Here is a 21,834-nt window from a genome sequence, read left to right on the forward strand (position 1 = left end):
GCGGCTACTCGATCCGGGGAACCGCCGTCCCCGGTCGCTAGGCTGTCGCAAATGTCGATGAACTTCATGCTGGGCTTCGTGCCCAACACCGACCTCTCGGCCTTCGGAGCTGACGCCGAATCGACGATCGACTTCGACGAAGCGAGCCGCAGCACCGCGGCCGGCCCGTCGGCCGCACAGGTCGGCGCGCACGTGGTGCTCGTGGATCCCGGTCTCGATCTCCAGCAGCTTCCGCAGCTCTCCGAGCCGCCCGCGGGAACGGTGCTCGTCACTCTCGGTGGCACCAGCGACGTCTACGTGGTCCAGTCGTTCGGCGACGACCCCCGCCTCCGAGTGCTCGCCGAGCGCGAGGTCGCCGAAGACCTCGGCGCCCCGATCGACGCCGAGGCGGTGTTCGAGACCGAGGACGACCCGGAGGACGCGCACCTGGAGTTCGTCTGCCGCCTCGCCAGGATCACGGTCGAGGAACTGTGGAACCTTGAGTGGGTGCCGCTCGCGTCGGGCAGGGGTGGGTTCTTCGGGCGTTGCTTCGGTCGCTGAGGCTCAGCTCGGATCGCGCTCAGGCACGCGGCCGGCGGCTGTGGTTCGGCGCATTCCCGTTTGACCTTCACGTAGCGGCAACTTCTACGGTCGAAGACGAGGCCGGACGGACCGGCTTCACGGAAGATGGGAAGCACCATGGGCTGGTCGATCGCGGATGTGGCGCGGATGTCGGGCGTCACCGCCCGCACCTTGCGGCACTACGACGACATCGGACTGCTCGAGCCCGCCTACGTGGGCAGCAACGGCTACCGCTACTACGAGGATGCGCAACTGCTGCGCCTGCAGCAGATCCTCGTCCTGCGCGAGCTCGGCCTGGGCCTCGCCGAGATCGCCGAGTCGGTCGACTCCGAGCTGGACACGCTCGCCGCCCTCAAGCGCCAGCACATCCGCCTCCTCGGAGAGCGCAACCGCCTCACGCGGATGGCCGACACCGTGGCGCGCACCATCGCCGAACTCGAAGGGACGACGGAAATGACAGCAAAGATCAACCGCCCGGAGAACCTGTTCGAGGGCTTCGACCACACGCAGTACGACGACGAGGCCCGCGAACGCTGGCCGGAGGAGTTCGAGCAGTCTCGGCGCAACACCGGGACGATGACCGCCGAGGACGTCGAGCGTATGCAGCGTGAGCTGACCGCGGCGATGATCCGCATGGCCGAGTTCATGGCCGCCGGCACCCCGGTCGGCGATGGGGCGGTCCAGGCCGAGATCCACACGCAATACCAGGGCATCTGCCGCATGTGGACTCCGAACCGGGACGCGTACAAATGCCTGGGGCAGATGTATGTGGACGACGAGCGGTTCAAGGCGAACTACGAGAGGATCGCCGAGGGCCTGGCCGAGTACCAGCGGGACGCGATGGTCGTCTACGCGGACGAGCGGCTCGGCGAGTAGTCCTCGGCCCGGACGCCCGAGCGCCCCGGACGGTGAAGCGTCCCCTCCGCGGCCAGTGCGGAGGGGACGCTCCCATTGTGTCGGCAATCGGGTCCCCAAGGCGCTCAGCAGAATCGGCAAACACGTCCGCCCCTCCGCCACCGCCGCGGTCCTAGAGTCGTTCCAAAAGTTCCCGCAGGTACTCGGCGGTGTCCGGCCGCGCGGCGTCGACGGCACGGACGATGCGTTCGCGGCGATCGTCGGGGAGCGCGGCGAGTGCACCGATGAACTTCGGGAGTTCGTTCCTTCGCCGCAGGAGCAGCGCGTTGAGGAAGTCGGGCACCTCCCGCCAGCGCGCGCCGTGGCCGAGCTCCATGATTGCGAACACGCGCTCGAAGTTGCTCGGGAAGTCCTTCTCGTTCGTCCAGGCGCGATCGACCCGACCACTTTCGCGGAACGCCTCGGCCGCGGATCTCCAGTCCTCGGGCCAGTCGTCCGGGATCGGATCGAGCATCGGCTTCCTGTTCGTGCCGCCGAGTGCCTCGTGGATCGGCTCCCACTGCTCGTCGTCACGGACCCAGCGGCCGAGCGTGCGGTGCACGAGTGCACGCTGCGCATCGCCCCAGGTGTCGGCCGCCGTGAGGAACGCGCGGCTCGCGTTCTCGCTACTCGTGACGAACATCGAGCCGGTACGGATGCTGCCGTGATCCCCGCGCGATTCCAGCCAGTTCGGCAGCACCCGCGCGGTGGCGGCACCACCCGTTGCCGGATCGGCTTGCGAGAGAGAGCCGTAGGCGGCCTCGTAGATGCCGTAGTCGTCGAGCGGGTGCAACGACCACAGGATCGCCTCGACGGTTTCCGCATCGATGGCCCGCCCGTCGAGGGCATCGAGCATCGCGAGGTACCGATCGATCCCTGCCTGCTGGACGGCGTCCTCCTCGTCGCTGAGCGGCTCCGCCTCGTCCTGATGGATGCTGCCGCCCAGGCGGATCAGCTCGTCCCGCCACGCCTGGTCGCGACCGTCGTCACTCATCTACGGTCCCGTGGTTGAGCAGCAACGTGATTGCGTGTCGGTCGTACGGCAGACCGACGCGCATGAGCGCCAGACCTGCGTTGCCGATGTTCGTTCCCCACAACTTCTCGTTCGCCACCAAGGCTGCGAGGAACTGCCGCTGAGGCGCGCCGATGTTCTCGGGTACCGGTGGGTACTCGCCCGGAACGAATTCGACCTCGGGGAACGCGGCACGAAGCAACGGTCCCCAGTCGCTGTCGGCCGTGTACGGAGTCGAAAGCTGCGCTATCGCAACGGCCGCCGGCAGGATCGCGGCGAAGGTTGCGTCCCGTTGCAGGAGCGAGTTCAGCAGCGTGAACCGGACGTGCATGGGAAAACTGCTCGGATTCCGTTCGAACCACTGGTCGACCTCGTCCGGCTGGGTCAGCGCACGAACGAGTTCTTTCGCGGCCTGCCCGGAAGACGGCAGATGCATTGCGGCACAAGCGCGGATCGCAGGATCGGCGTCGGCGAGCCAGCCGCTGACGTCGGCTCCGACGGTGCCGAGAGCGAGAACAGCCGCGGCCCGGTCGTCACGCCCCGTGGCGCTGTCCGCGAACGCAGACAGCGCCGCGGCGACCCGGCGCTGATACGGAGATGTCGCGGTGCCGTGCCACCGCGCCAACGCGCTCACCGCCCCGGCCTGGTGGGCGTCGGCCTCCGATCTCATGAGCTGAAGCAGCCCCTCCAGGACCGGGTCCGTCTGTTGCCGGAGTGCCGGGACGGCGAGAGTCATGAGCACGCCGGCCACGGGCGACTCCCACGCTTCCTCCGATTCTTCCTCGTCGTCGGACGCCAGCGTCTCGAAGAACTCGCGTTCCTCCTCGGCGGAAGGCGACACGACCTCGTCTCCGTCCGCGAGCAGCTCCCCGGCCTGGGTCAGGCTGTCGCCCGCGGCATCGAGGAAATCCGCCAGCGCAGGCAGGCGTGCCGACGCTGTCTTCCGGTCCGCATCGCCACTCCAGAACGAAACCGCTTGTGCAACAGCGGAAACTGCGGGCGCCGTTGCCGGGTAGATGGTGCCCTGATGCAGTACCGCGCTGTACAGATGCTCGATCGCCGCCGAGAACGCCGTCTCGTCGGGACACACCAACGCCTCCAGATGAGCCGGTGTGTCCGTCGCCAGGGCATACGCGTGGAAGAGTCGATCCCAGTCGTAGGTCTCGCTCACGTGACGCCCTCCATGCTCGTCACGCTGCGCCTGATCACGAACGCGTCACTCATCTCCGCTCCTTGTCCGATCCCGATCGATGTACTCCTCGACCAGTGCAAGTGCAGTATCGTCGAGTGTGCGACCTGGCACGAAGAAAGCCGCCTTCCCCGCCATGTTCCGAAACACGATGCCGTCCTTGATGCGCACGGTGCCGGAGAGCGAATCCCACGGCGCACGCGATGAGCCGAACCTGCCGTCCAACCCCAGCCCGTCCGCGTCGATCCGCACCGTGAGGCGCGATCCGGCACTCATGCCGTCCTCAACCGCCTTCGTGGCGACGCGACGAAGGACGAGCACGAAGACGACAAGCAGCAGCGCGAGGGCTGCGATCACCCCGAGTGCGAACACCCCGATGGGGCGACCCGACACCGCCGCCACGACGCCGACGACCAGCGCGATCGGGAGCGCGATCGCGCCTGCGATCCGCAGTCGACGCGACACCGCCGCAGCGACGAAGGCCTGCCGGACAGCCGCCATGTCCGCAGCCTCGATCGTAATGCTGTTCTCCCACACAGCCTGCGGCTCGCTTCCATGCATCGTTGGCTCGGCGAGGGCCACACGAATCCGCTCGAACGCCTGCCGAGTCTCCGGCGGCGCGAGGAAGTCGTCCAACGGTGCCCCACTGGCCTCGAAGTCCGCCTGCTCGAGCAGCGCGATGCCGAGTGCGGCGATCCGCTCCGACGACCTCTCCTCCAGATAGGCGGCCCACGCCTCCAGCGCGGTGATCGCGCGCAGGAGATCCGGGTCCATGTCGCCATCCGACAGATCGCCCTCGTCGATCTCCACGATCCATGCCCGAAGCTGCTCGGCAGACGCCGTACCCGCGCCGTCGGCCGCCGCGCTGACGGCGCGTGCTCCGGACTCCGTCAGCTCCACTGCCGCTGCCGCTTCCACGCCATCGGCGGTGAGAAGCTCCCGAGTGACCGCGATCCCGAACGCGACCTGCGCCTCGGCCGTAGCGCGGGTTGCACACTTGCGAACGGAGTTCTCGACTTCCTCGTAGCTACTCACGCCGCGTCGCCCTTCCAGCCTGGGCGAGGTTCGCCACGTTTCGTAGCCCCGGGTCGGGCTGTGAGAGAAACCATTGCACATAGGCCCGAGGCTCCGAGTCGTGGAGCACACACCTCGTCCTCGCCCCGCCCTGCAGCTGCCCCTCGTGCCTCTTGCCGGCCCCTGGTCCTATTGTTGTCGTCACCCGGGCTGATGCAGTCTCTATGCCGGTGTCGCGAGAATGGACGGGCAGGAATGGATGCTTGACGAGCGCGCACTACGTGTCCTAGCCGAGGGGGCGTCGATGATGCGACGTGATGTCGACAGCATCACGCAGGACTGCATCGACCGCGGGATGAATGAGATTCCCTCGTACCGGGCGATTCCTGTCGATGACCTGAGGAGTTCGCTCCACCGGAACGTGATGCGTTCGGCCGAGGTCCTCGAGCGTGGAGACGTCCCGGCTCCCGAGACGGTCGCGGAGGCCACTGGTACGACCGCGGAGCGGGCCGCGCAGGGAATCCCGATCGAGGACATCATCCGCGGCTACCGACTGTCGATCACCGTGATCTACGAGCGGTTCAACGAGTGGGCAGCTCGGGAGCAGGTCGATCCGGCCCAGGTGCTCGCTGGTGCCCGCCTGCTCTGGCGCCTCGGCGACCACTTCATCAGCCAGGCCGCGGTGACATACCAGCGTATCGGTATCGAGAATGCGCTGGAGGAGGACAGGGCGCGGACGAACTTCATTCGCGATGTGGTCACCGGCTCGTTCGGTGCGGTGATCACCTCGGAGTATGGCCTGTCCCCCACAAGCTCCTACCATCCCCTCATTGCACAACCGATCGACGGTGTCGGCCACCATGCTCTGCGGCAACGTCTCGAGTCGACGGGACGAAGCGGCGATCGTGCGGCGCTGACATGTGTGTGGGACGAGCGTTGCATCGGGTTGAGCCCCCGAAAGCCCGATCCCGATCGACTCGGTGTCGTTGCCCTCGGGCCACCGTGCGAGCCCGCCTCGGCCGCAGCAGCGATGCAGATCGCCGAACTGGTGTACGCCGTGGTAGCACCTCGCGGCATCCCGGGGGTGTACACGCTCGACGATGTGACCTGGCGGGCAGCTGCACGGAGTGCTCCCGTGGTTGGCGAGTGGCTACGCGATCGATACCTCAATCCCTTACGGGCACAGGATCGTTCATCCCGAGAACTGGAGGGCACGCTTGCGGTCTTCCTCGAGCATCGCCGCAATGTCCAGTCTGCCGCTGCGGCCCTCGTGGTGCACCCGAACACGCTCCGGTACAGGTTGAACAAGATCCAGGCACTGCTCGATGTCGACCTCGAGTGCACCGACGTGATCATCGGGCTCAGCTGGGCGCTGGAGATCGGCATCGATTGACAGCGATAAATTGTTCGAATCTCCAATAATCTTCGGACCGGCGTCCGTCGACTAGCGGACTGTGTCCCCCCATGCTTGTTCAAGCGAACATGACCGTCATCACAGGTGGCGGCTGTCATGCGTACTCGAGCTTGCGGAGGCATGTGTATGAAATCGAAGATCGCCGAGGTGTCCCACGTCCCGGCCGTGGAACGCCCGTACAGGCAAATCGCTGCTGCTGTCGTCGGAAATCTCATCGAGTGGTACGACTGGTACATCTACTCGCTGCTCGCGGTCTATTTTGCCGAGCAGTACTTTCCCAGCGACAGCGAAGGTAGCCTCGTCCCGCTGCTGGCGGCACTCGGGGTCTTTGCGGTCGGCTTCTTCATGCGTCCGCTCGGGAGCTTGTTCCTCGGCCGACTCGGTGATCGCTACGGGCGGAAGAAGGCACTTCAAACCACTGTTTCGTTGATGGGGGTCGGCAGCCTGCTTATCGGGCTGTCTCCTACGTACGATCAGATCGGCCTTCTCGCTCCGGTGATCCTCATCGCGGCGCGGTTGCTCCAGGGCTTGTCCACGGGCGGCGAATACGGTTCCGCCTCTGCATTTCTCGTCGAATCGGCCCCTCCGAACCGGCGGGGGTTCTTCTCGAGCTTCTTCTACCTGGGCGCGACGGCCGGCAATGTTGCCGCTGTCGGGTCCGTTGCTCTGCTCTCGGGAATCCTCGATCAAGCCGCGATGGAGTCATGGGGATGGCGTGTACCGTTCTTGATCGGCGCTGCGGCGTCGTTGTGTGCCATCTGGATTCGCCGTAGCAGCGTGGAGACCCTCACCACGGGTGAAGCGCCTTCGGGAAGCCGTGCGAAGTCTGGAATGTTCGACTTTGTCAGGCAGCATCCCCGTCAGACTCTGCAGGTGGTCGGGATGCAACTCGGACCATCTGTCGCCTTCTACACCTGGGTTGTGTTCTTGCCGACGTACGCGCAGATCACGGTTGGTTTCGATCGGGCAGAGTCGATCCGTATCGGACTGATTTCCCTGATCTTCTTCTGGGCTGTCGTCCCCGTATGCGGATGGGCATCCGACAAGGTCGGCCGTAAGCCCTTCTTGTATGCCAGTTCCCTCGCCTTCACCGTGGGCACGGTGCCGTTGTTGGGGATGCTGTCGAACAGCTTCTGGAGCCTGCTCGTCGTGCAGTGTGCCGGCATGGCGGCGCTTGCGTGTTTCGCGTCCATCGCGTCAGCGGTCCAGGCCGAGCTCTTCCCCTCCCGGATTCGCGTCCTCGGTATCGGATTTCCCTATGCGCTCACAGTGGCGATCTTCGGTGGAACAGGTCCCTACATCGCCACGTGGCTGATCGACTCGGGTCGAACGTCACTGTTCAGTTGGTACATCGCAGCCCTGTCCGCCATCACCTTCTTGACCTTCGTCTCCATGCCGGAGACCGCCCGCAAACCTCTCGAGGACTGACCGTGACCACTGCTTCCAATTCTGCTTCCGTTCAGATAGCCGGCGCAGGAATGACTACCTTCGGCCGCCACCGGGACCGCTCCGTGGCTGACCTCGCCGCTGAGGCTGTGCACGCTGCGGTTGCTGACGCTGCTCTCTCCCTCTCGGATATCGACATCGCGTTCTATGCAAACACCACGCAATCGCCGCTGGAAGGTCAGCACATGATTGGCGGACAGATTGCCCTGCGCAGAATCGGCTTGGGAGGAATCCCGATCTTCAACGTCGAGAATGCTTGCGCCAGTGGAACAAGCGCTTTCCATCTCGCGGTCGCTCACGTCAGGGCAGGGCTCGCCGATATCGCGCTGGCCGTCGGTGCGGAGAAGATGAATGTCGGTGATCGTGCCCGTGCGATGGCTGTGTTCGACGGAGCGTACGACACCTCGAGGCCCGAGACCCTCGCCGAGACCCTTACCGAACTCGGCGGTGACATCGATGACTCCGCCATCGGCCAGCGCTCCGTATTCATGGATATCTATGCTGCAGTTGCGCGCGCACACATGCGCGAGTTCGGCACGACTGACGAACAGATCGCTGCCGTTGCCGCCAAGAACCACCTGCATGCCGTTCACAACGAACGTGCCTTCTACAGAGCAGGGATGACGGTTCGCGAGGTGCTCGCTGCACGTCCTCTCGCGCCACCGCTGACGGTACCGATGTGTGCCCCGCTCACGGACGGCGCTGCAGCGGTTGTGGTGGGAAGCGCCGAGGCTCTCCGGAAACTCGGCGTCCCCGACCCCGTCGATGTGATGGCCAGCGTGGTGGTGTCCGGTCAGGATCGCGATCTCGGCGACTGGAATCGACACGTGACCCGTGTTGCGGGGCGTGCCGCCTACGAACAAGCCGGTGTGGGTCCGGGTGATGTCGATGTCGCAGAGGTACACGATGCGACCGCATTCGCAGAGATTCTGGTGAGCGAGATGTTGGGTTTGTGTGAGCCCGGCGGCGGAGGAATGGAAGCGGCGAGTGGCGCAACCGCCATTGGTGGGCGAATCCCCATCAATCCATCAGGTGGGCTCGAATCGAAAGGACACCCTCTTGCCGCGACCGGACTCGGTCAGATCTTCGAACTCGTCGAACAGTTGCGTGGCCGAGCGGGAGCCCGGCAGGTCACCGATGCTCGGATCGGCTTGACCGAGAACGGAGGCGGATTCCTCGGGTACGAGGAGGCCGTCGCCGCGGTCACCATTCTCGGAAGGATCGATTCGTGAGTGTCATCGACATGTTCGACCGCGGCTGGCGTATGGGTGGACACCGCACCGCGTATGTCAGCGAGCGAGGAACGTGGACCTTCGACGAGGCGGGCGAACTGTCCTGCCGAATTGCTCATGCACTGCTCGACACTGATCTGCCTGCCCAGGCCAAGATCGGGGTCATCGCCCCGAACGACCCACTGGCCTGGATCACCGTCCTGGGCACGTGGAGGGCCGGAATGGTCTGGGTTCCCTTGAACCCGTCCAGCTCGCAGGACGTTCTGGTCGATCTCATCGACAGTTTCGACTGCACCGTACTCTTCGTGCACAGCACCATGATCTCGATCGTCGACCGGATTCGTGGATTGGGGAAGGTTCGTCTGGTGGTGTGTATCGATGCACCGCTCGGAGACGAACCTTCGCTGATCGATTGGTGCTCGGAGAAGCCGAAGACGATACCGCCCATGCATGTTCGACCCGACGATGTGGTCTCCATCTCGGCAACCGGAGGAACCACCGGAAGACCGAAGGGTGTTGTGAACACGCATCGCTCCTTCGGTGTCACGTTCGCTCACTTCATGCTGGGCCTGACATACGACGCTGACGAACCCGTGGTCAATCTCGCTGCCGCCCCGCTGACGCATTCGGCGGGCATGCTCAGCCTCCCGGTGTCCGCTCGTGGCGGAACGGTGGTGGTGATCGAACGGGCGGAACCGAGGGCGGTGCTGTCCGCGATCGAGAAGTTCTCCGTGACAGAGGTATTTCTGCCTCCGACGGTGATCTACCGGTTGCTCGAAATGGTCGAGGAGGAGCACTACTGTCTCGAGTCACTTCGCTATCTGATCTACGGTGCGGCACCGATGTCCGAAGAGAAGCTACGTCGTGCGATCCAGGTCTTCGGCCCGATCCTCATCGAGTTCTACGGCCAGACCGAAGCCTTCGGTGCCATATCTTTCCTTCGGCCTGAGGAGCATCTTGTCGACGGCCGCCTGCGCAGCGACGGCATCCTCGCTTCCTGCGGCCGCCCAGGACCGTTCGTGAACGTCGAAATCCGCGACGACGACGGAAATCCACTACCGGTGGGGCGCAGCGGCGAAGTTTGTGTAGCCGGAGACCTCCTCATGCAGGGCTACTATCGCGAGCCTGCGAAGACTGCCGAGACGGTCGTCGAGGGCTGGCTTCACACCGGCGACATCGGCCACCTGGACAATGCCGGCTACCTCTACATCACTGACCGTAAGAAGGACATGATCATCACCGGCGGACTCAACGTGTACCCGAGCGAGGTGGAACAAGTCCTGTGGTCGGATCCTGCAATCCAGGACTGTGCAGTAGTTGGTGTGCCGCACGAAGATTGGGGAGAGCAGGTGGTAGCAGTCGTCGAGCTCAACGAGGGCGCCGCTCTCGATCGTGAAGCACTGATTCGCAGATGCAAGGACAAGCTCGGCAGCTACAAGGCCCCGAAGCGGATCGATGTAGTCGATCGGCTGCCACGCAGCTCGAACGGAAAGGTACTGAAGAAGGATGTGCGTGAATCCTACTGGAGTGACAGTGCACAGCGAATCTGAACCAGGCATGCTCGATGACCGTTTGTCGGGCAGAGTTGCAGTCATCAGCGGCGCCGGATCGCGTGGGCCTGGAATCGGAATCGGCCGTGCCTGCGCTGTCCGACTCGCCCAGTCCGGGGCCCATGTCGTTCTGGTCGACAACGTTGGGGCGAATCTCGAGGGAACCGTCCAGATGTGTGCCTCTCTCGGCGTGAACGCCTCGGCGGTCGTCGCAGACGTTGCTGATGACTCGACCTGCCGCAGCCTTGCCGCGGACGTGCTCGAGCAGCATGGCCGGGTGGATATCCTGGTCAACAACGTGGGTGTCACCGGCCCGGCGGGAAGCGTGGTCGATATCGACCTGGATGCTTGGCGAACGTGCCTGCGCGTCAACATCGATTCGGTGCTTCTGCTGTCCAGATACTTGATTCCTGCGATGGCCGGCAGTGGAGCGATCGTCAACATGGCCTCGGTCGCAGGGCTGCGCGGCGGTCACCCGTCCGTCGCGTACTCGGCCAGCAAGGGTGCACTGCTCAGTCTCACCCAAGCCATGGCCGCGATGCACGGTCCCGACGGGATCCGGGTCAATGCAGTCGCGCCGGGCCTGGTGCACACACCGCTGATGGATGCACAGGGGCTGGACGCGCATGTGCGTCGTCTCCGGGCCGAGGCTGCACCGCTTCGAACCGAGGGTACGGGATGGGATGTGGCAGAAGCGGTTCGATACTTGGCAGGACCGGAGTCGCGCTGGACCACCGGAATCGTTCTTCCAGTCGATGCGGGACTCACGAGCGCCATCGACCCCGGTAGAGCGCCCACCGTTACTGCGAAAGGAAACTAGCAGTTCTGCGCGTCATGACGTCGTAGGCGCCGGCCCGCCTCGGGTTGAGGCGCGACCGGCCAGAGCCCCATCATGATTCGACCCGGCAAGGTTGTTACTGCGCCGGGGCGTCCTGCACCGGATGTGAGTGTCGGAGAGCCTTCTTGTCGATCTTGCCCAGCGCTGTTGTCGGTAGGGCGTCGCACACGTCGATGCGCTTGGGCGTCCAGACCGATCCCTTTGTGGCGCGGACGTGTTCGGCGAGTTCCCGGGGGCTGGCGGTGTGGCCGTCGTGGAAGACAACCGCGGCTGTGACGGCCTCGCCCCATTGCGGATCCGGTAGACCGTAGACCGCGGACGCCGCGACTGCAGGGTGGGTACCGAGGGCGTCCTCGACTTCGCGTGGATAGACGTTGAAGCCGCCGGTGATGATGGTGTCCTTCATGCGATCGACGATCGTGATCAGCCCGGTGTGGTCACGACGTGCGACATCACCGGTGTGGAGCCATCCACCCGCCAGCGCCGCCGCGGTCTCTTCGGGCTTGTTCCAGTAGCCGTCCATCACCAACGGGCCTCGGGCGCACAGTTCCCCGGCGGAGCCCGGCGCAACTTCCTCGCCGGACGAATCGAGTATGGCGATCTCGACGCCCGGCATGGCACGTCCACAGCTGCCGAGGACAACTGGATCGTCGCGGTGCTCGCCGGAGTCGAGCACCGTCAGCGCGTTCGGGGCCTCGGCCTGTCCGTAGTGCTGGCTCAGGATCGGTCCGAACAGCTCACGCGCTCGGGCGATACGCGCGGTGTCGGTGGGTGCGGCCCCGTAGAGGAGCCAGCGCAGCCCTGACAGGTCGGCATGGGCGGCACGCGGATGGTCGAGCAGCGCGTACAGCATCGTCGGAACGAGGAACGATGCAGAGACGGCGTCACATTCGATCGCGTCGATGACCTTGTCCGGGTCGAAGGACGCGTGCACGTCGAAGCTTGCACCCCGGAGCAGACCGGGAGCCACGAACAGGCCCGCCGCGTGAGACATCGGTGTGGTGATCAGGAAGTTGGTGTCCTGTGGCCACTCCCAGGTGGAACAGGCGAACGCATTGGCGACGAGTGACCGGTCGCGCAGCATCACGCCCTTCGGTTCTCCTGTTGTCCCACCCGTGTAGAAGAGGTACAGGGCCGGCCCTCGGGGGTCCTGCGGGCCTGGCCGTGCCTCGGCGACGCGGCGGTTCAGTGCAGCCATCGTGATGGCTTTCGTGCCCGCCTGGTCGGCTCGGGTGGGGAACTGGGAGTCGTCGACGACGAAGAGATCTGCGGCGCTGTCCCTGAGGATGACTCGGTCCGCTTCCGCAGTTCCCAGCGGGTGCAGCGCCACGTATCGCAAGCCTGCAAGACATGCGGCAACCATGACGGTGAATGCTTCTGGTCGAGGGCCGGACAACAGCGCGACACCGCGTCCCGGGGTCAGGCCGAGTTGCCCGAAGACCGTCGCTGTGCGCTCGATCCGCTCGGCAGTGTCGCGATAGGTCCATACTCGCCGTTGACCGTGGTCGTCGGTGAAGCGGAACGCGACACGATCCGGTTGCCGTCGCAGCGTGGTCAGAATCAGTTCCGCGTACCCCGGATCGATGTTCGGATTCGACTCTTCCGCAGAGTGTTTCATCGTGTGCCTCCGAGGATGGTGACGGCGGCTACCGCCTCTTCGATGCCGTAGACGCCGCCGCCGTTCTCGGCGATCGCGATTCGCGCCCCGGGCACTTGGCGTTCGCCTGCGCTGCCGCGAAGCTGGGTTACCAACTCGAACACCTGCGCCAGACCGGTGGCGGACACCGGATGCCCTCGGGATTCGAGGCCACCGGACGGGTTGACGGGGAGCGCGCCCCCCAGGGCGCCGGCGCCCGAGGCCGACCACGGTCCGCCGTGTCCGATCGGGCAGAAGCCGAGGTTCTCGACCTGCTGGATCTCGCCGAATGCCGTCGCGTCGTGCACTTCGGCGACGTCGACGTCGCCCGGCTCGAGCCCCGCTTCCTCATAGGCGGCGAGGGCGGCTCGACGTCCGATGTGGTTGTGTGCGTCCTCTGCGGCTCGGTCGGTGCCCGAGACCAGCGCACTGCCGAGGACCGCGACCGCGCGGTCACTCGAGGCGGCCCGGCGTGCGAACTCGGCGCTCGCCACGACCACTGCCGCAGCACCGTCGCTGACGGGTGAACACATCGGCACGGTCAGCGGCCAGGCGACGCGCCGTGCGGCCAGGACCTCGTCGGCTGTGAAGGACCTGCGGAACTGAGCACGAGGGTTGTGCACCGAATGGGCATGGTTCTTGGCGGCGACGGCGGCCAGTTGCGACTCGGTGGTACCGAACCGCTCCATATGTGCGCGGGCGAGCGCCGCATAGACCTCCATGAAGACCGACCTGTCCCCGGGTGCGGTGGCGAGCTGCGGGGGGAGCGGGGCGGCGAGCGCCCCCAGAGTCGAGAGAACTGCGTCGCGGTTCGCGACGTCGAGCGCACCGTCGAAGACCGCCAGTCCCCGCGCCGGGTCAGTGCAGACGAGCTTGTCGACACCGGTGGCAAGTGCGACCTCGGACAGCCCGGCCCGGACGTGAGCGATCGCCAACCAGAGCGCAGTCGCACCGCCGGCGCACGCGTTCTCGACGTTCACCACCGGCACTCCGACGAATCCATGTGGGCGCAGGGCAACTTGGCCCGGGATCATGTGCTGGTGGTCGAGGGCCTTCTGGCTGACTGTTGCGTGGAAGACCGCACCCACAGCGGATCGCCGGAGGCCCGCGTCGGTCAACGCGTCGGCCGCTGCGGCGCCCAACAGGTCGGAGGCGGTCTTGTCCGTGTGTCGGCCGAAGGGGGTTGCACCGACTCCCAGCACCATCACATCGCGGCTCATACGACCACCCGGTTGCGCAGGACGCCGAGGCCGGTGACCTCCAGCTCGATCACATCTCCGGGCTCGAGGTAACGACCGTGCTCGATTCCGCAGCCCGTCGGCACCGTGCCCGAGCACAACACCTCGCCGGCGTGCAGCCGGGTCGAGCTGGAGGCGAACGCGATCATGTCCGCGAAGGTGTGGTGCATGTCTGCACTGGTTCCGCGGCTCACCTCCTCGCCGTTGATCCTGGCGACCATGTGAAGCCGATACGGGTCGTCCATCTCGTCAGCCGTGACGATCCACGGGCCCAGCACGTTGGAATCGGCGAAGTCCTTGCTCTTGCTCAGTCCGAGTCCGGTCGAGATCTCCTCGAGCTGGGTGTCCCGGGCGCTGAAGTCGTTGAAGATGGTGTAGCCGAAGATGTGGTCGTGGGCCTGCTCACGCGGGATGTCCGTTCCCCCACGACCGAGTACACAGGCGAATTCCAGCTCGTAGTCTCTGATCGTCGAATAGGCCGGCCACGCCACCTCGGCACCGTGACCGGTCACCGACAACCGGTTGGCGACGTAGTACAGCGGCCGCTCGAGCTGGATGGCGGGGAGCTCGACCTCGCTGACAGGGATGCCCTGAATCCGAGCCCTGGCATTGCGGAAGTGGTCCATGAAGCACCCGAAGTCTCGGATCTGTATGGGCTGGGGCAAGGGTGACATCCAGCGAACCTCGTGCGCCTCGATGACCGCCTCGTCCGGGGATGCCGCGGCGATCCGGTCGAGCATCGCTCGCACGGGGGCGCCGCCTTCGATGATGAGCTGCATGGTGGACAGTTCCGGGGCCTGTTCGCCGGTCATCAGTGCGTGTGCGCGGCCGAGCAACAGGAGCTTGCCGCCGTCCTCCAGCACGAGCGCGGTCTGCTCGGATGCCTCGTACTCAATGGTCGCCAATTTCATTGGTGATCAATTCCTTTCATCTGGTCGGGTCACCGTGTGGCGAGCTCATACGAAGGCGACGACGCGAGCGGGTGCCGCGCTGGCGCGGGCGAGCTTGATGGGGAAGAACGCCACCCGGAACCCGGACGGTGGCAGCGCGGCGAGATTCGTCATCTGCTGGACGATGAAGACCTCGCGCTCGCGACCGGCTCGGTGTCCGTCCCACAGCACCGAGTTGTCGCCGGTCTCCTCGAACTTGCGCGCCATCACCGCGAAACTCAGGTCCCATCCGGCGGCGTCGGTACCGAGGACCTTGGCGCCACGCTCGGCGAGGAACAAGGTGCCCTCGCGGCTCATTCCCGGGTACTGGAAGAACTCCGGGTCGGTCAGGGTGAATCGCTCCTGCCCGGTGCGTAGCAGGACCGCTCCGCCGGCCGGGATCGGGGCGCCGTTCGCCGTCAGGGCTGCATCGAGCGCGTCGACCGAGATCGCGGTGTTCGCTGCGCAGCGACCTCGGAGATCGAGAACGATTGCCTCGCACCACAGTTCATCAAGGGCGATATCGGTGATCGTGCGGGACGGCTTGCCTTCGCACGTAGAGCCGTAGTGCAGCGGCGCGTCGACATGCGTACCGAGGTGTGAGCTGAACTCCGTCACCAACTCCGAGCCCCACCCCTCGCCGCCGGGGAGATCTTCGACCGAGCACCGCATCGCCGCTGCGAACTCGTCCCGGCCGCTCCCGGATGGATGCGCATAGGTCACTGCCGGCGCGACAACTGCAGCCAGCGGCCGCAGCTGCTCCGGGAGGAGATCGCGATCCGCCGGGTCCAGCGTCCGCGTCAAGTCGATCAATTGCACGATCACTCACACCTTCCAACTAGTTATTGGACGGTCAGCATAGAACTGGACGACTCGCATAGGCAAGGCTTGGTGACAGGAGAATCCCGGAACTTCAATGCGCCACCAGTCCCTCTGCGGCGAACCGGTCCGAGGTCGCGGCATGGGGATTGTGACCAGGACGGCTGGCCGATCATTGGACCGATAACATAGATATCCGTGCAGGTCGGGAGCTCCGCCACGCGCACAGGCTCAATCCAATGCACGCTCCCAGCGATCCAGAACGAGGCAGAAGACACGATGGCATCGACGCGCAAGCAGGAGATTTCCGAGGAAACACGTCGGCGACTCATCGCCGCCGCGACCGAGCTCGCGGCCGAACGGGGGGCCACGGCCATGTCCATCCAGGCCGTCGCCGAACTGTCGGGCATCAGCCGCGGCTCGGTCGCATGGCACTTCGGATCGAAGGACGGACTGGTTCGTGCCGTGGTCGAAGAGTCCTTCCACTGGGCGATGAGCCAACTGCGAGACCACCTTGCGGCTGCGCCGAAGCAAGGCGTCGAGGCACTCATCGAAGCCAACTTCGCTGTCATGTCACAGCCCGAGGCGCGGATCTTCGCGACGATCCTCCTCGAAGCGGTGGGTGAGGATTCCCCGGTTCGCGCCGCATACGCCGAGCAGTATCGAATCCTGCGCCGCTCCTACACCGACTACTTGCGTTCTGTTTCGGCGCCGGTCACCGATCCTGACGCGGTGGCCGTGGTGCTGTTGGGCGCGACTCTGGGCATCAATGTTCAACACCGCCTCGACCCAGAGTGTGTGGATCGGCGAGCTGCGGTGATCGCACTCGAGACGGTCTGCACCCGCGCGCTGACGAACACCGATGAGCGCACCGTTTGACGGTATGTCGCCCTCGGGAGGGGGCGAACCATGCAGGGCAGCAGGTGTGCACCACGTCGGTTATGGCTGCAACGCTCTCGACGCGCGTGTGATCGGCGCCAGTGCCCAGAGGGCGGATACGGCTTCCCGCTGCGCCGGGGCCGCATGAGCGATCCATGTCTGAGTGCTCGCGGATACGCCTCCGTAGAACAGACCCCATACGGCCATCAGCAAGGCGCCGGCCATCGCGGTCGTTGCCAGGACAGGGAACAGCGCGAGCGTGGCGGCGATTCCCACGCTGAGGATGGCGGCCACGCTCCTCGGAGACTTCGGTGCGGTCGACCCGGCGACGAAATTGCCGACAATGCCGACAATGCCGACGATGCCGACGAAGGCGGTGATGGCGAGTCCGCGCCGGACTCCCCGGTTCCGACACGCCGCTGCGAGAGAGCGGACTGCGGCGAGAGTCCAGAACGCAGCGTTCCACCCGGCGTCGGCGCCGAGGTAGGCGCCGGCCGGGACGCCGAGGATTGAGGCGCGAGCACTCACGGCACCTCCTCGTTTGGGGCTGGTCGGCATACGCGGCCAGCGCGGTAGAACGCATCCCCTGCGGTGCCAGCCATTGCGCTGAGCACGGCACGGCCTGTGGAGGGACTTCTCCGGGACGGAACGTGCCGCTGGATCGATCGGGCGGCGTGAGATCCCGTCGTGGATGGCACGATCGGACCATGACTCAACTGACCAGCAGGTTCGCGGGGCGCCTCGATTTCGGCGACGATCCGGTGGCCGGTGCCGTGCTATCCGCCGGCATAGACGGAGTGGGCGCGGGCGCCTGGTACTGGATTCGCGGCGATGGGAGTCTGAACCAACGCGAACTCGACAGGGCTGAAGCCGCTCTCGGCGATGTGCGGACTCTGGTCGCTGCGGCTCTTGCCGCTTTCGCTGCCGAGATGACCGATCCCCGGTCGACAGCTTCGTCGTTTCGCGGGTTCCATCTCGAGGAGATTCCGGAAGAGATGGTGTGCAACTTGTTCGGCGTGGAGACCCGTGAGGCTGTCACCGACGACGTCTTCCTCGACCATCTGGTCCTCGTCGGCATCGCGGTCAGTCCCACGGCGACGGAACGTGTCCTCGCACTCGACTTCGCGATCGGCGCTGACAAACCCACCGACCAGCTGCTCGTCGCCGTGTGGGATCGGAACGACACCGTCACCGTCCACCACGAAAGTTGAGACCGGCGACCGGGATCGGTCCCGCCGGGTGCCGCGTCCACGCCATTGACTTCCGTGGTTTGTGATGCAAACCTGCGTCTGGGGGTTTGCATCACTAACGACATGGAATCCGGGGGATCGTCATGGACGCCTCGGCTGAGAAGTCGAACGAGTTGCGGGCGGTGGTTGCGGCTGCTCGACGTCGAGCCCGGGCGGCTCGTCCACGCAAATGGGTTCCACTGGCCGGTTTGGCTCTGGTTGTCGTGCCGCGATGCCGCTGTACATCCAACGTCCGTTCGACGAGTGGAGGACGGAGTCCTCACCGTTGGAAAGGCTTTCAGGTCTCGGGCAGCTGCAGTACTCCACCGCGACCGCGATCTACTGGCTGGTCGCGCTTCCCGTTGCGTACGCCTTGATCGCCGCCTACGTGGTCCGGCGCGGGTCGCGTTCCGGCGTCCGGGTACGGGCGTCGCACACGGTATGGGAAGACGGCCGTCGATCGCAGTTCCCGTGCGCGTGGTGTATCGGCAATACGGCAGTGCAGGAAGCACATTCACGATCCCGTGGCTCCCTGCCCGACTCGCCGGGTGTGGACGGCAGATCGAGAAGGTCGAGAAGTTCGTCGTAGGTGACGGTCGTGCATGTCATAGTGTGCGGATGCGGTCGACTTGCTCCCTCTACATCGATGCCGGGTATCTGCTTGCCTCCGCCGCGACTCGCGTCACCGGCACCTCGCTACGCGGAGGGATCCACGTCGACTACTCCACGATGATCAGCTCACTGGTGGACGTTGCCGAAGCCCGGTCGGGCTTGCCGGTGCTGCGGGTCCACTGGTACGACTCGGCCCGCAACGGTGTCCCGGATGCACAGCAGGAGCGCATCGGCGAGCTCTCGAAGGTCAAGCTGCGGCTCGGGCGGTTCGGCGTCAACGGCGAGCAGAAGGGTGTCGATCTCCGCATCGGCCTCGATCTCGTGGCGCACGCGCGGAACGGGGCATCCGACGTGTTCTTCCTCGTCTCGGGCGACGACGATCTCACCGAAGCGGTCGAAGATGCTCAGGTGCACGGGGTTCAGGTGGTGGTGCTCGCCGTGCCGACCGTCGACGGCAAGCCGCACGGGGTGAGCCGGCACCTGATCCGGGCCGCCGACGAGCTCGACAGTATCGACGGCGCGGCGGTCGACGCCGCCGTGATGAAGGTCGATCGTCAACCGGTGCCCGAACCGGTCGCGCCGGAACCGCCGTCAGCACCCACCCGTCCCGTGGTCGCCGCGCCGCGGTCGGTCGTGCGGACTCCCCTGGATCTGGCATCCAAGCCGCACGGTCCGGCGGCTCCGCGCCCGACGAGCGTGCTGGCCTACAGCATCTCGACCGGATCTTCCGCTCGGGTGCTACCGGGATACGGCGAAGGCGAGGACGACGAACAGGATCGGCTGGTCGACGAGGTGGTGAAGCGGGTCCTCGCGTCGTTCCAGGAGAGCGCCACGTCGGAAGACAAACTGGAACTCCAGCGTGCGAGGCCGTCGATCCCCCGCGACATCGACCGTGCCCTGCTGCACGACGCGTCCGACGTGATGCAGAAGTACGACCTGGACGAGGGGATCCGATACCGGTTGCGTGCACGCTTCTGGGAGAAGTACGACGAGGGCTGAGTCGTCGAAGAGTCCTCGGGCGGTGAGCTCTTCGGCGATCATCGAAGGCATGGAGATCACGAGCGTCCGACGACGCGACATCGTCCGCGAGTCGTACTCGGCCAAATCCCGGGAGTACACGGATCTGTTCGGTTCCGTGACGTCGGCACACCCGTCCGACCGGGCGCTGGTGCGCAGCTGGGCCGACACCCTGACCGGGCCCGTGCTCGACGCCGGCTGCGGCCCGGGGCAGTGGACGGACTTCTTGGCCGGCTGCGGGCTGACCGCGAGCGGGATCGATCTGGTTCCCGAGTTCGTCGAGCGGGCACGCCGGCAGTATCCGGAGCTCGCGTTCGAGCTCGGCGGCTTCGAGACGTTGGATGTCGCGCCGGAATCGCTGGGTGGTGTGCTGTCCTGGTACTCGCTCATTCACCACCATCCGCAGGACATCCGGACGCCGCTCGCCGAGTTCGCGCGCGTGATTCGGCCGGGTGGAGAATTGTTGGTGGGCTTCTTCGAAGGAGCGACCGTGGAGGCCTTCGACCACGCCGCAACCACCGCCTATCGGTGGCCGGTGGGGGAACTCGGGCAGGAGTTGGTCACCGCCGGCTTCGAGGTGATCGAGACACATACCCGAACGGGCAGCGGGACGAGGCCTCACGGCGCAATCACCGCACGCCGACGGAGCATCCCGTGAGGGATGCCCGGGTCCGGTCCTACTCCCGGTTGAGCGTGGCCTCCTCGAGGTCCAGTTCGCGCAGCACCTGGCGGAGGACTTCGTCGTCTATCCGCCCGTTGTCCCGCTCCGCGATGAAGACGGCGCGTTCGGTATCGAGCATCTGCAGGCGCAGCGCGCGGAAGGCGGCGGACGGGCTCTCGCCCAGTTCGGCGTCGCTGCGCCCGAGCCGCTCCCAGGCCGCGTGGGCGCGGTGCTCGCTCCAGGTGCGCAGGATCTCCCCGGCCCGCTGACGGACGGCGGCGGGATCTCCGTCGGCGTTCGCGATCAGGGCATCGAGTACCTCCGTCGCGGCCCGTGCGGCCTTGTCCTGCGCGGCCGCCAGCGCTATTGCGTCCTTGCGGAGTTCGTCCTCGTTGTCGACGCCCAGTCGGGTGATCAGCCACGGCAGGGTCAGCCCGTGCAGGAGGAGCGTGCCGACCACGACCGCGAAGGTGATGAACAGGATCATGTCGCGCCCGGGGAACGGGGCGCCCGAATCGACGGTGAGCGGAATCGCGAAGGCGGCGGCCAGGGAGACGACGCCGCGCATTCCGGACCAGGCGAGGACGAACACCGACCGGAGACTCGGCGCCGGCTCCCGGTCGCGGATCCGCGCGGACACCAGACGTGGGAGGAAGGCCGCAGGGTAGACCCACAGCAGTCGGACTGCGATGACGGCGGCGAGCACGGCAGCGGAGGCGCCGACGACTTCGGCCACACTGCGGCCGTGGAGACCCTGTACGACGCTTGGCAATTGCAGCCCGATCAGCAGGAAGACGAACGACTCGAGAACTATGTCGACGGCCTTCCACACCGCGGTGTCCTGCAGGCGGGTCGCGTATCCGGCGCGGGTCGACCGCTGGCCCAGATACAGGCCGGCGACGACGACCGCGATCACCCCGGAACTGTGCACCTCCTCGGCCGCCAGGTAGGCGACGAAGGGGACGAGGAGCCCGATCGCGCTCTCCATCAACGGATCCGAGAGCCGCGAACGTAATGCGGCGACGGCGATCCCGACCCCGATGCCGATGAGCGTGCCGCCGATCGCGGCGCCGAGGAAGGTGCGCACCCCCTCCATGAGGGTCACCCCGGTCCCGACCGCCACGGCGAGTGCGACCCGGTACGCGGTGAGCGCGGTCGCGTCGTTGAGCAGGCTCTCGCCGCCGAGCAGTGTCATGATCCGTCGCGGTAGGCCGAGACGTCGTCCGATCGCGGTGGCGGACACCGCATCCGGCGGAGCCACGACCGCTCCCAGCACCAGTGCGGCGGCGAGGGGGAACTGGGGAATGGTGAGGTATGCGACCACCCCGACAACCGCGGTGGTGGCCAGCGGCAAGCCGACTGCGAGTAGCCCGATGGCGCGCGCATTCCGCCGCATCGCGAGCGACGAACTGTCGAGCGCGGCCGAGTAGAGCAGCGGCGGCAGTACCGCGAACAACACGAGATCCGGATCGAGGGCGGTGTCGGGGAGTCCGGGGATCTGCGAACCGACCAGTCCGACCAGGACCAGCAGCAGCGGCGCCGACCAGTTCAGGTGTCGCGCGAGGGCGGCGGTGAGCAACGCCGCCACCGCGACGGCGAGCAGGGCCACGTTCACGGCGGTCTCCGTCCGACGTTCCGGTGTGTGGATATCGCTCCCTGAAGCA

Annotated in this window: 20 protein-coding genes; 11 read left to right on the forward strand and 9 right to left on the reverse strand. The window is 66.0% G+C overall.

The annotated features are described in order from the left end of the window. Window positions 1–51 precede the first annotated feature (51 nt). Entirely contained in the window at window positions 52–540 is a 489-nt protein-coding gene (locus AC1RIF_RS12465; protein WP_492601670.1) for a hypothetical protein, read from the forward strand. 126 nt (window positions 541–666) lie between these two features. Continuing rightward, window positions 667–1,437, forward strand: a complete 771-nt coding sequence (locus AC1RIF_RS12470; protein ID WP_492601671.1) for a MerR family transcriptional regulator — start codon at window positions 667–669, stop codon at window positions 1,435–1,437. A 151-nt stretch (window positions 1,438–1,588) separates the two neighbouring features. On the opposite strand, the gene AC1RIF_RS12475 is transcribed toward AC1RIF_RS12470, so the two are convergent. Genes AC1RIF_RS12475 through AC1RIF_RS12485 form a run of 3 tightly spaced genes read right to left on the reverse strand, consistent with a single transcriptional unit; the run spans window position 1,589 to window position 4,691 of the window. Continuing rightward, complete coding sequence (locus tag AC1RIF_RS12475; protein ID WP_492601672.1) at window positions 1,589–2,449, reverse strand: hypothetical protein; 861 nt, start codon at window positions 2,447–2,449, stop codon at window positions 1,589–1,591. Further along, complete coding sequence (locus AC1RIF_RS12480; RefSeq protein WP_492601673.1) at window positions 2,442–3,638, reverse strand: hypothetical protein; 1,197 nt, start codon at window positions 3,636–3,638, stop codon at window positions 2,442–2,444. The genes AC1RIF_RS12475 and AC1RIF_RS12480 overlap by 8 nt, the downstream gene beginning before the upstream one ends. Window positions 3,639–3,683: 45 nt before the next feature. Beyond that, complete coding sequence (locus AC1RIF_RS12485; protein WP_492601674.1) at window positions 3,684–4,691, reverse strand: hypothetical protein; 1,008 nt, start codon at window positions 4,689–4,691, stop codon at window positions 3,684–3,686. Between the two features lie 286 nt (window positions 4,692–4,977). On the opposite strand from AC1RIF_RS12485, the gene AC1RIF_RS12490 reads away from it, so the two are divergent. The 5 genes from AC1RIF_RS12490 to AC1RIF_RS12510 all read left to right on the forward strand — a co-directional run bounded on the left by AC1RIF_RS12490 (window position 4,978) and on the right by AC1RIF_RS12510 (window position 11,132). Further along, window positions 4,978–6,063 carry a PucR family transcriptional regulator gene (locus AC1RIF_RS12490; RefSeq protein WP_492601885.1) on the forward strand — a complete coding sequence of 362 codons (1,086 nt, stop codon included), beginning with the start codon at window positions 4,978–4,980 and terminating at the stop codon, window positions 6,061–6,063. A 147-nt stretch (window positions 6,064–6,210) separates the two neighbouring features. After that, window positions 6,211–7,512 carry an MFS transporter gene (locus AC1RIF_RS12495; RefSeq protein WP_492601675.1) on the forward strand — a complete coding sequence of 434 codons (1,302 nt, stop codon included), beginning with the start codon at window positions 6,211–6,213 and terminating at the stop codon, window positions 7,510–7,512. 2 nt (window positions 7,513–7,514) lie between these two features. Beyond that, window positions 7,515–8,762 carry a thiolase family protein gene (locus tag AC1RIF_RS12500; protein WP_492601676.1) on the forward strand — a complete coding sequence of 416 codons (1,248 nt, stop codon included), beginning with the start codon at window positions 7,515–7,517 and terminating at the stop codon, window positions 8,760–8,762. Then, on the forward strand, window positions 8,759–10,312 hold the full coding sequence (locus tag AC1RIF_RS12505; RefSeq protein ID WP_492601677.1) for a class I adenylate-forming enzyme family protein: 1,554 nt from the start codon (window positions 8,759–8,761) through the stop codon (window positions 10,310–10,312). The genes AC1RIF_RS12500 and AC1RIF_RS12505 overlap by 4 nt, the downstream gene beginning before the upstream one ends. A 7-nt stretch (window positions 10,313–10,319) precedes the next feature. Next, a complete protein-coding gene (locus AC1RIF_RS12510) occupies window positions 10,320–11,132 on the forward strand; it encodes an SDR family NAD(P)-dependent oxidoreductase (RefSeq protein ID WP_492601886.1) in 813 nt (270 codons plus the stop codon). Window positions 11,133–11,226: 94 nt separating this feature from the next. Here the strand turns inward: AC1RIF_RS12510 and AC1RIF_RS12515 are convergent, their stop codons facing one another. Genes AC1RIF_RS12515 through AC1RIF_RS12530 form a run of 4 tightly spaced genes read right to left on the reverse strand, consistent with a single transcriptional unit; the run spans window position 11,227 to window position 15,772 of the window. Then, on the reverse strand, window positions 11,227–12,768 hold the full coding sequence (locus AC1RIF_RS12515) for an AMP-binding protein (protein WP_492601678.1): 1,542 nt from the start codon (window positions 12,766–12,768) through the stop codon (window positions 11,227–11,229). Beyond that, the gene (locus tag AC1RIF_RS12520; RefSeq protein WP_492601679.1) at window positions 12,765–14,006 is read right to left on the reverse strand and encodes a thiolase family protein; all 1,242 of its coding nucleotides are present in this window, start codon (window positions 14,004–14,006) and stop codon (window positions 12,765–12,767) included. Before AC1RIF_RS12520 ends, AC1RIF_RS12515 begins: the two co-directional genes overlap by 4 nt. After that, window positions 14,003–14,935 carry a fumarylacetoacetate hydrolase family protein gene (locus AC1RIF_RS12525; RefSeq protein WP_492601680.1) on the reverse strand — a complete coding sequence of 311 codons (933 nt, stop codon included), beginning with the start codon at window positions 14,933–14,935 and terminating at the stop codon, window positions 14,003–14,005. Before AC1RIF_RS12525 ends, AC1RIF_RS12520 begins: the two co-directional genes overlap by 4 nt. Window positions 14,936–14,980: 45 nt before the next feature. Then, window positions 14,981–15,772 (reverse strand): cyclase family protein, encoded by a 792-nt coding sequence (locus tag AC1RIF_RS12530; RefSeq protein WP_492601681.1) that lies wholly within the window; start codon window positions 15,770–15,772, stop codon window positions 14,981–14,983. A gap of 198 nt (window positions 15,773–15,970) precedes the next feature. Between AC1RIF_RS12530 and AC1RIF_RS12535 the strand changes: the two genes are divergently transcribed. Further along, complete coding sequence (locus AC1RIF_RS12535; protein WP_492601682.1) at window positions 15,971–16,651, forward strand: TetR/AcrR family transcriptional regulator; 681 nt, start codon at window positions 15,971–15,973, stop codon at window positions 16,649–16,651. Between the two features lie 60 nt (window positions 16,652–16,711). Here AC1RIF_RS12535 and AC1RIF_RS12540 read toward each other — a convergent pair whose 3' ends face one another. Next, window positions 16,712–17,179: a hypothetical protein gene (locus tag AC1RIF_RS12540; RefSeq protein WP_492601683.1), complete on the reverse strand. Its 468-nt coding sequence runs from the start codon at window positions 17,177–17,179 to the stop codon at window positions 16,712–16,714. Window positions 17,180–17,358: 179 nt separating this feature from the next. Here AC1RIF_RS12540 and AC1RIF_RS12545 point away from each other — a divergent pair, with 179 nt between their 5' ends. From AC1RIF_RS12545 to AC1RIF_RS12555, 3 genes are all read left to right on the forward strand, one after another. Continuing rightward, on the forward strand, window positions 17,359–17,862 hold the full coding sequence (locus AC1RIF_RS12545; protein WP_492601684.1) for a hypothetical protein: 504 nt from the start codon (window positions 17,359–17,361) through the stop codon (window positions 17,860–17,862). Window positions 17,863–18,498: 636 nt separating this feature from the next. Further along, window positions 18,499–19,491: an NYN domain-containing protein gene (locus AC1RIF_RS12550; protein WP_492601685.1), complete on the forward strand. Its 993-nt coding sequence runs from the start codon at window positions 18,499–18,501 to the stop codon at window positions 19,489–19,491. A gap of 49 nt (window positions 19,492–19,540) precedes the next feature. Then, window positions 19,541–20,167 carry a class I SAM-dependent methyltransferase gene (locus AC1RIF_RS12555; protein WP_492601887.1) on the forward strand — a complete coding sequence of 209 codons (627 nt, stop codon included), beginning with the start codon at window positions 19,541–19,543 and terminating at the stop codon, window positions 20,165–20,167. A 19-nt stretch (window positions 20,168–20,186) separates the two neighbouring features. Here AC1RIF_RS12555 and AC1RIF_RS12560 read toward each other — a convergent pair whose 3' ends face one another. After that, window positions 20,187–21,785, reverse strand: a complete 1,599-nt coding sequence (locus tag AC1RIF_RS12560) for a Na+/H+ antiporter (RefSeq protein ID WP_492601686.1) — start codon at window positions 21,783–21,785, stop codon at window positions 20,187–20,189. Window positions 21,786–21,834: the final 49 nt, after the last annotated feature.

The sequence above is a fragment of the Prescottella sp. GW823-FHT02E09 genome (assembly GCF_058797375.1).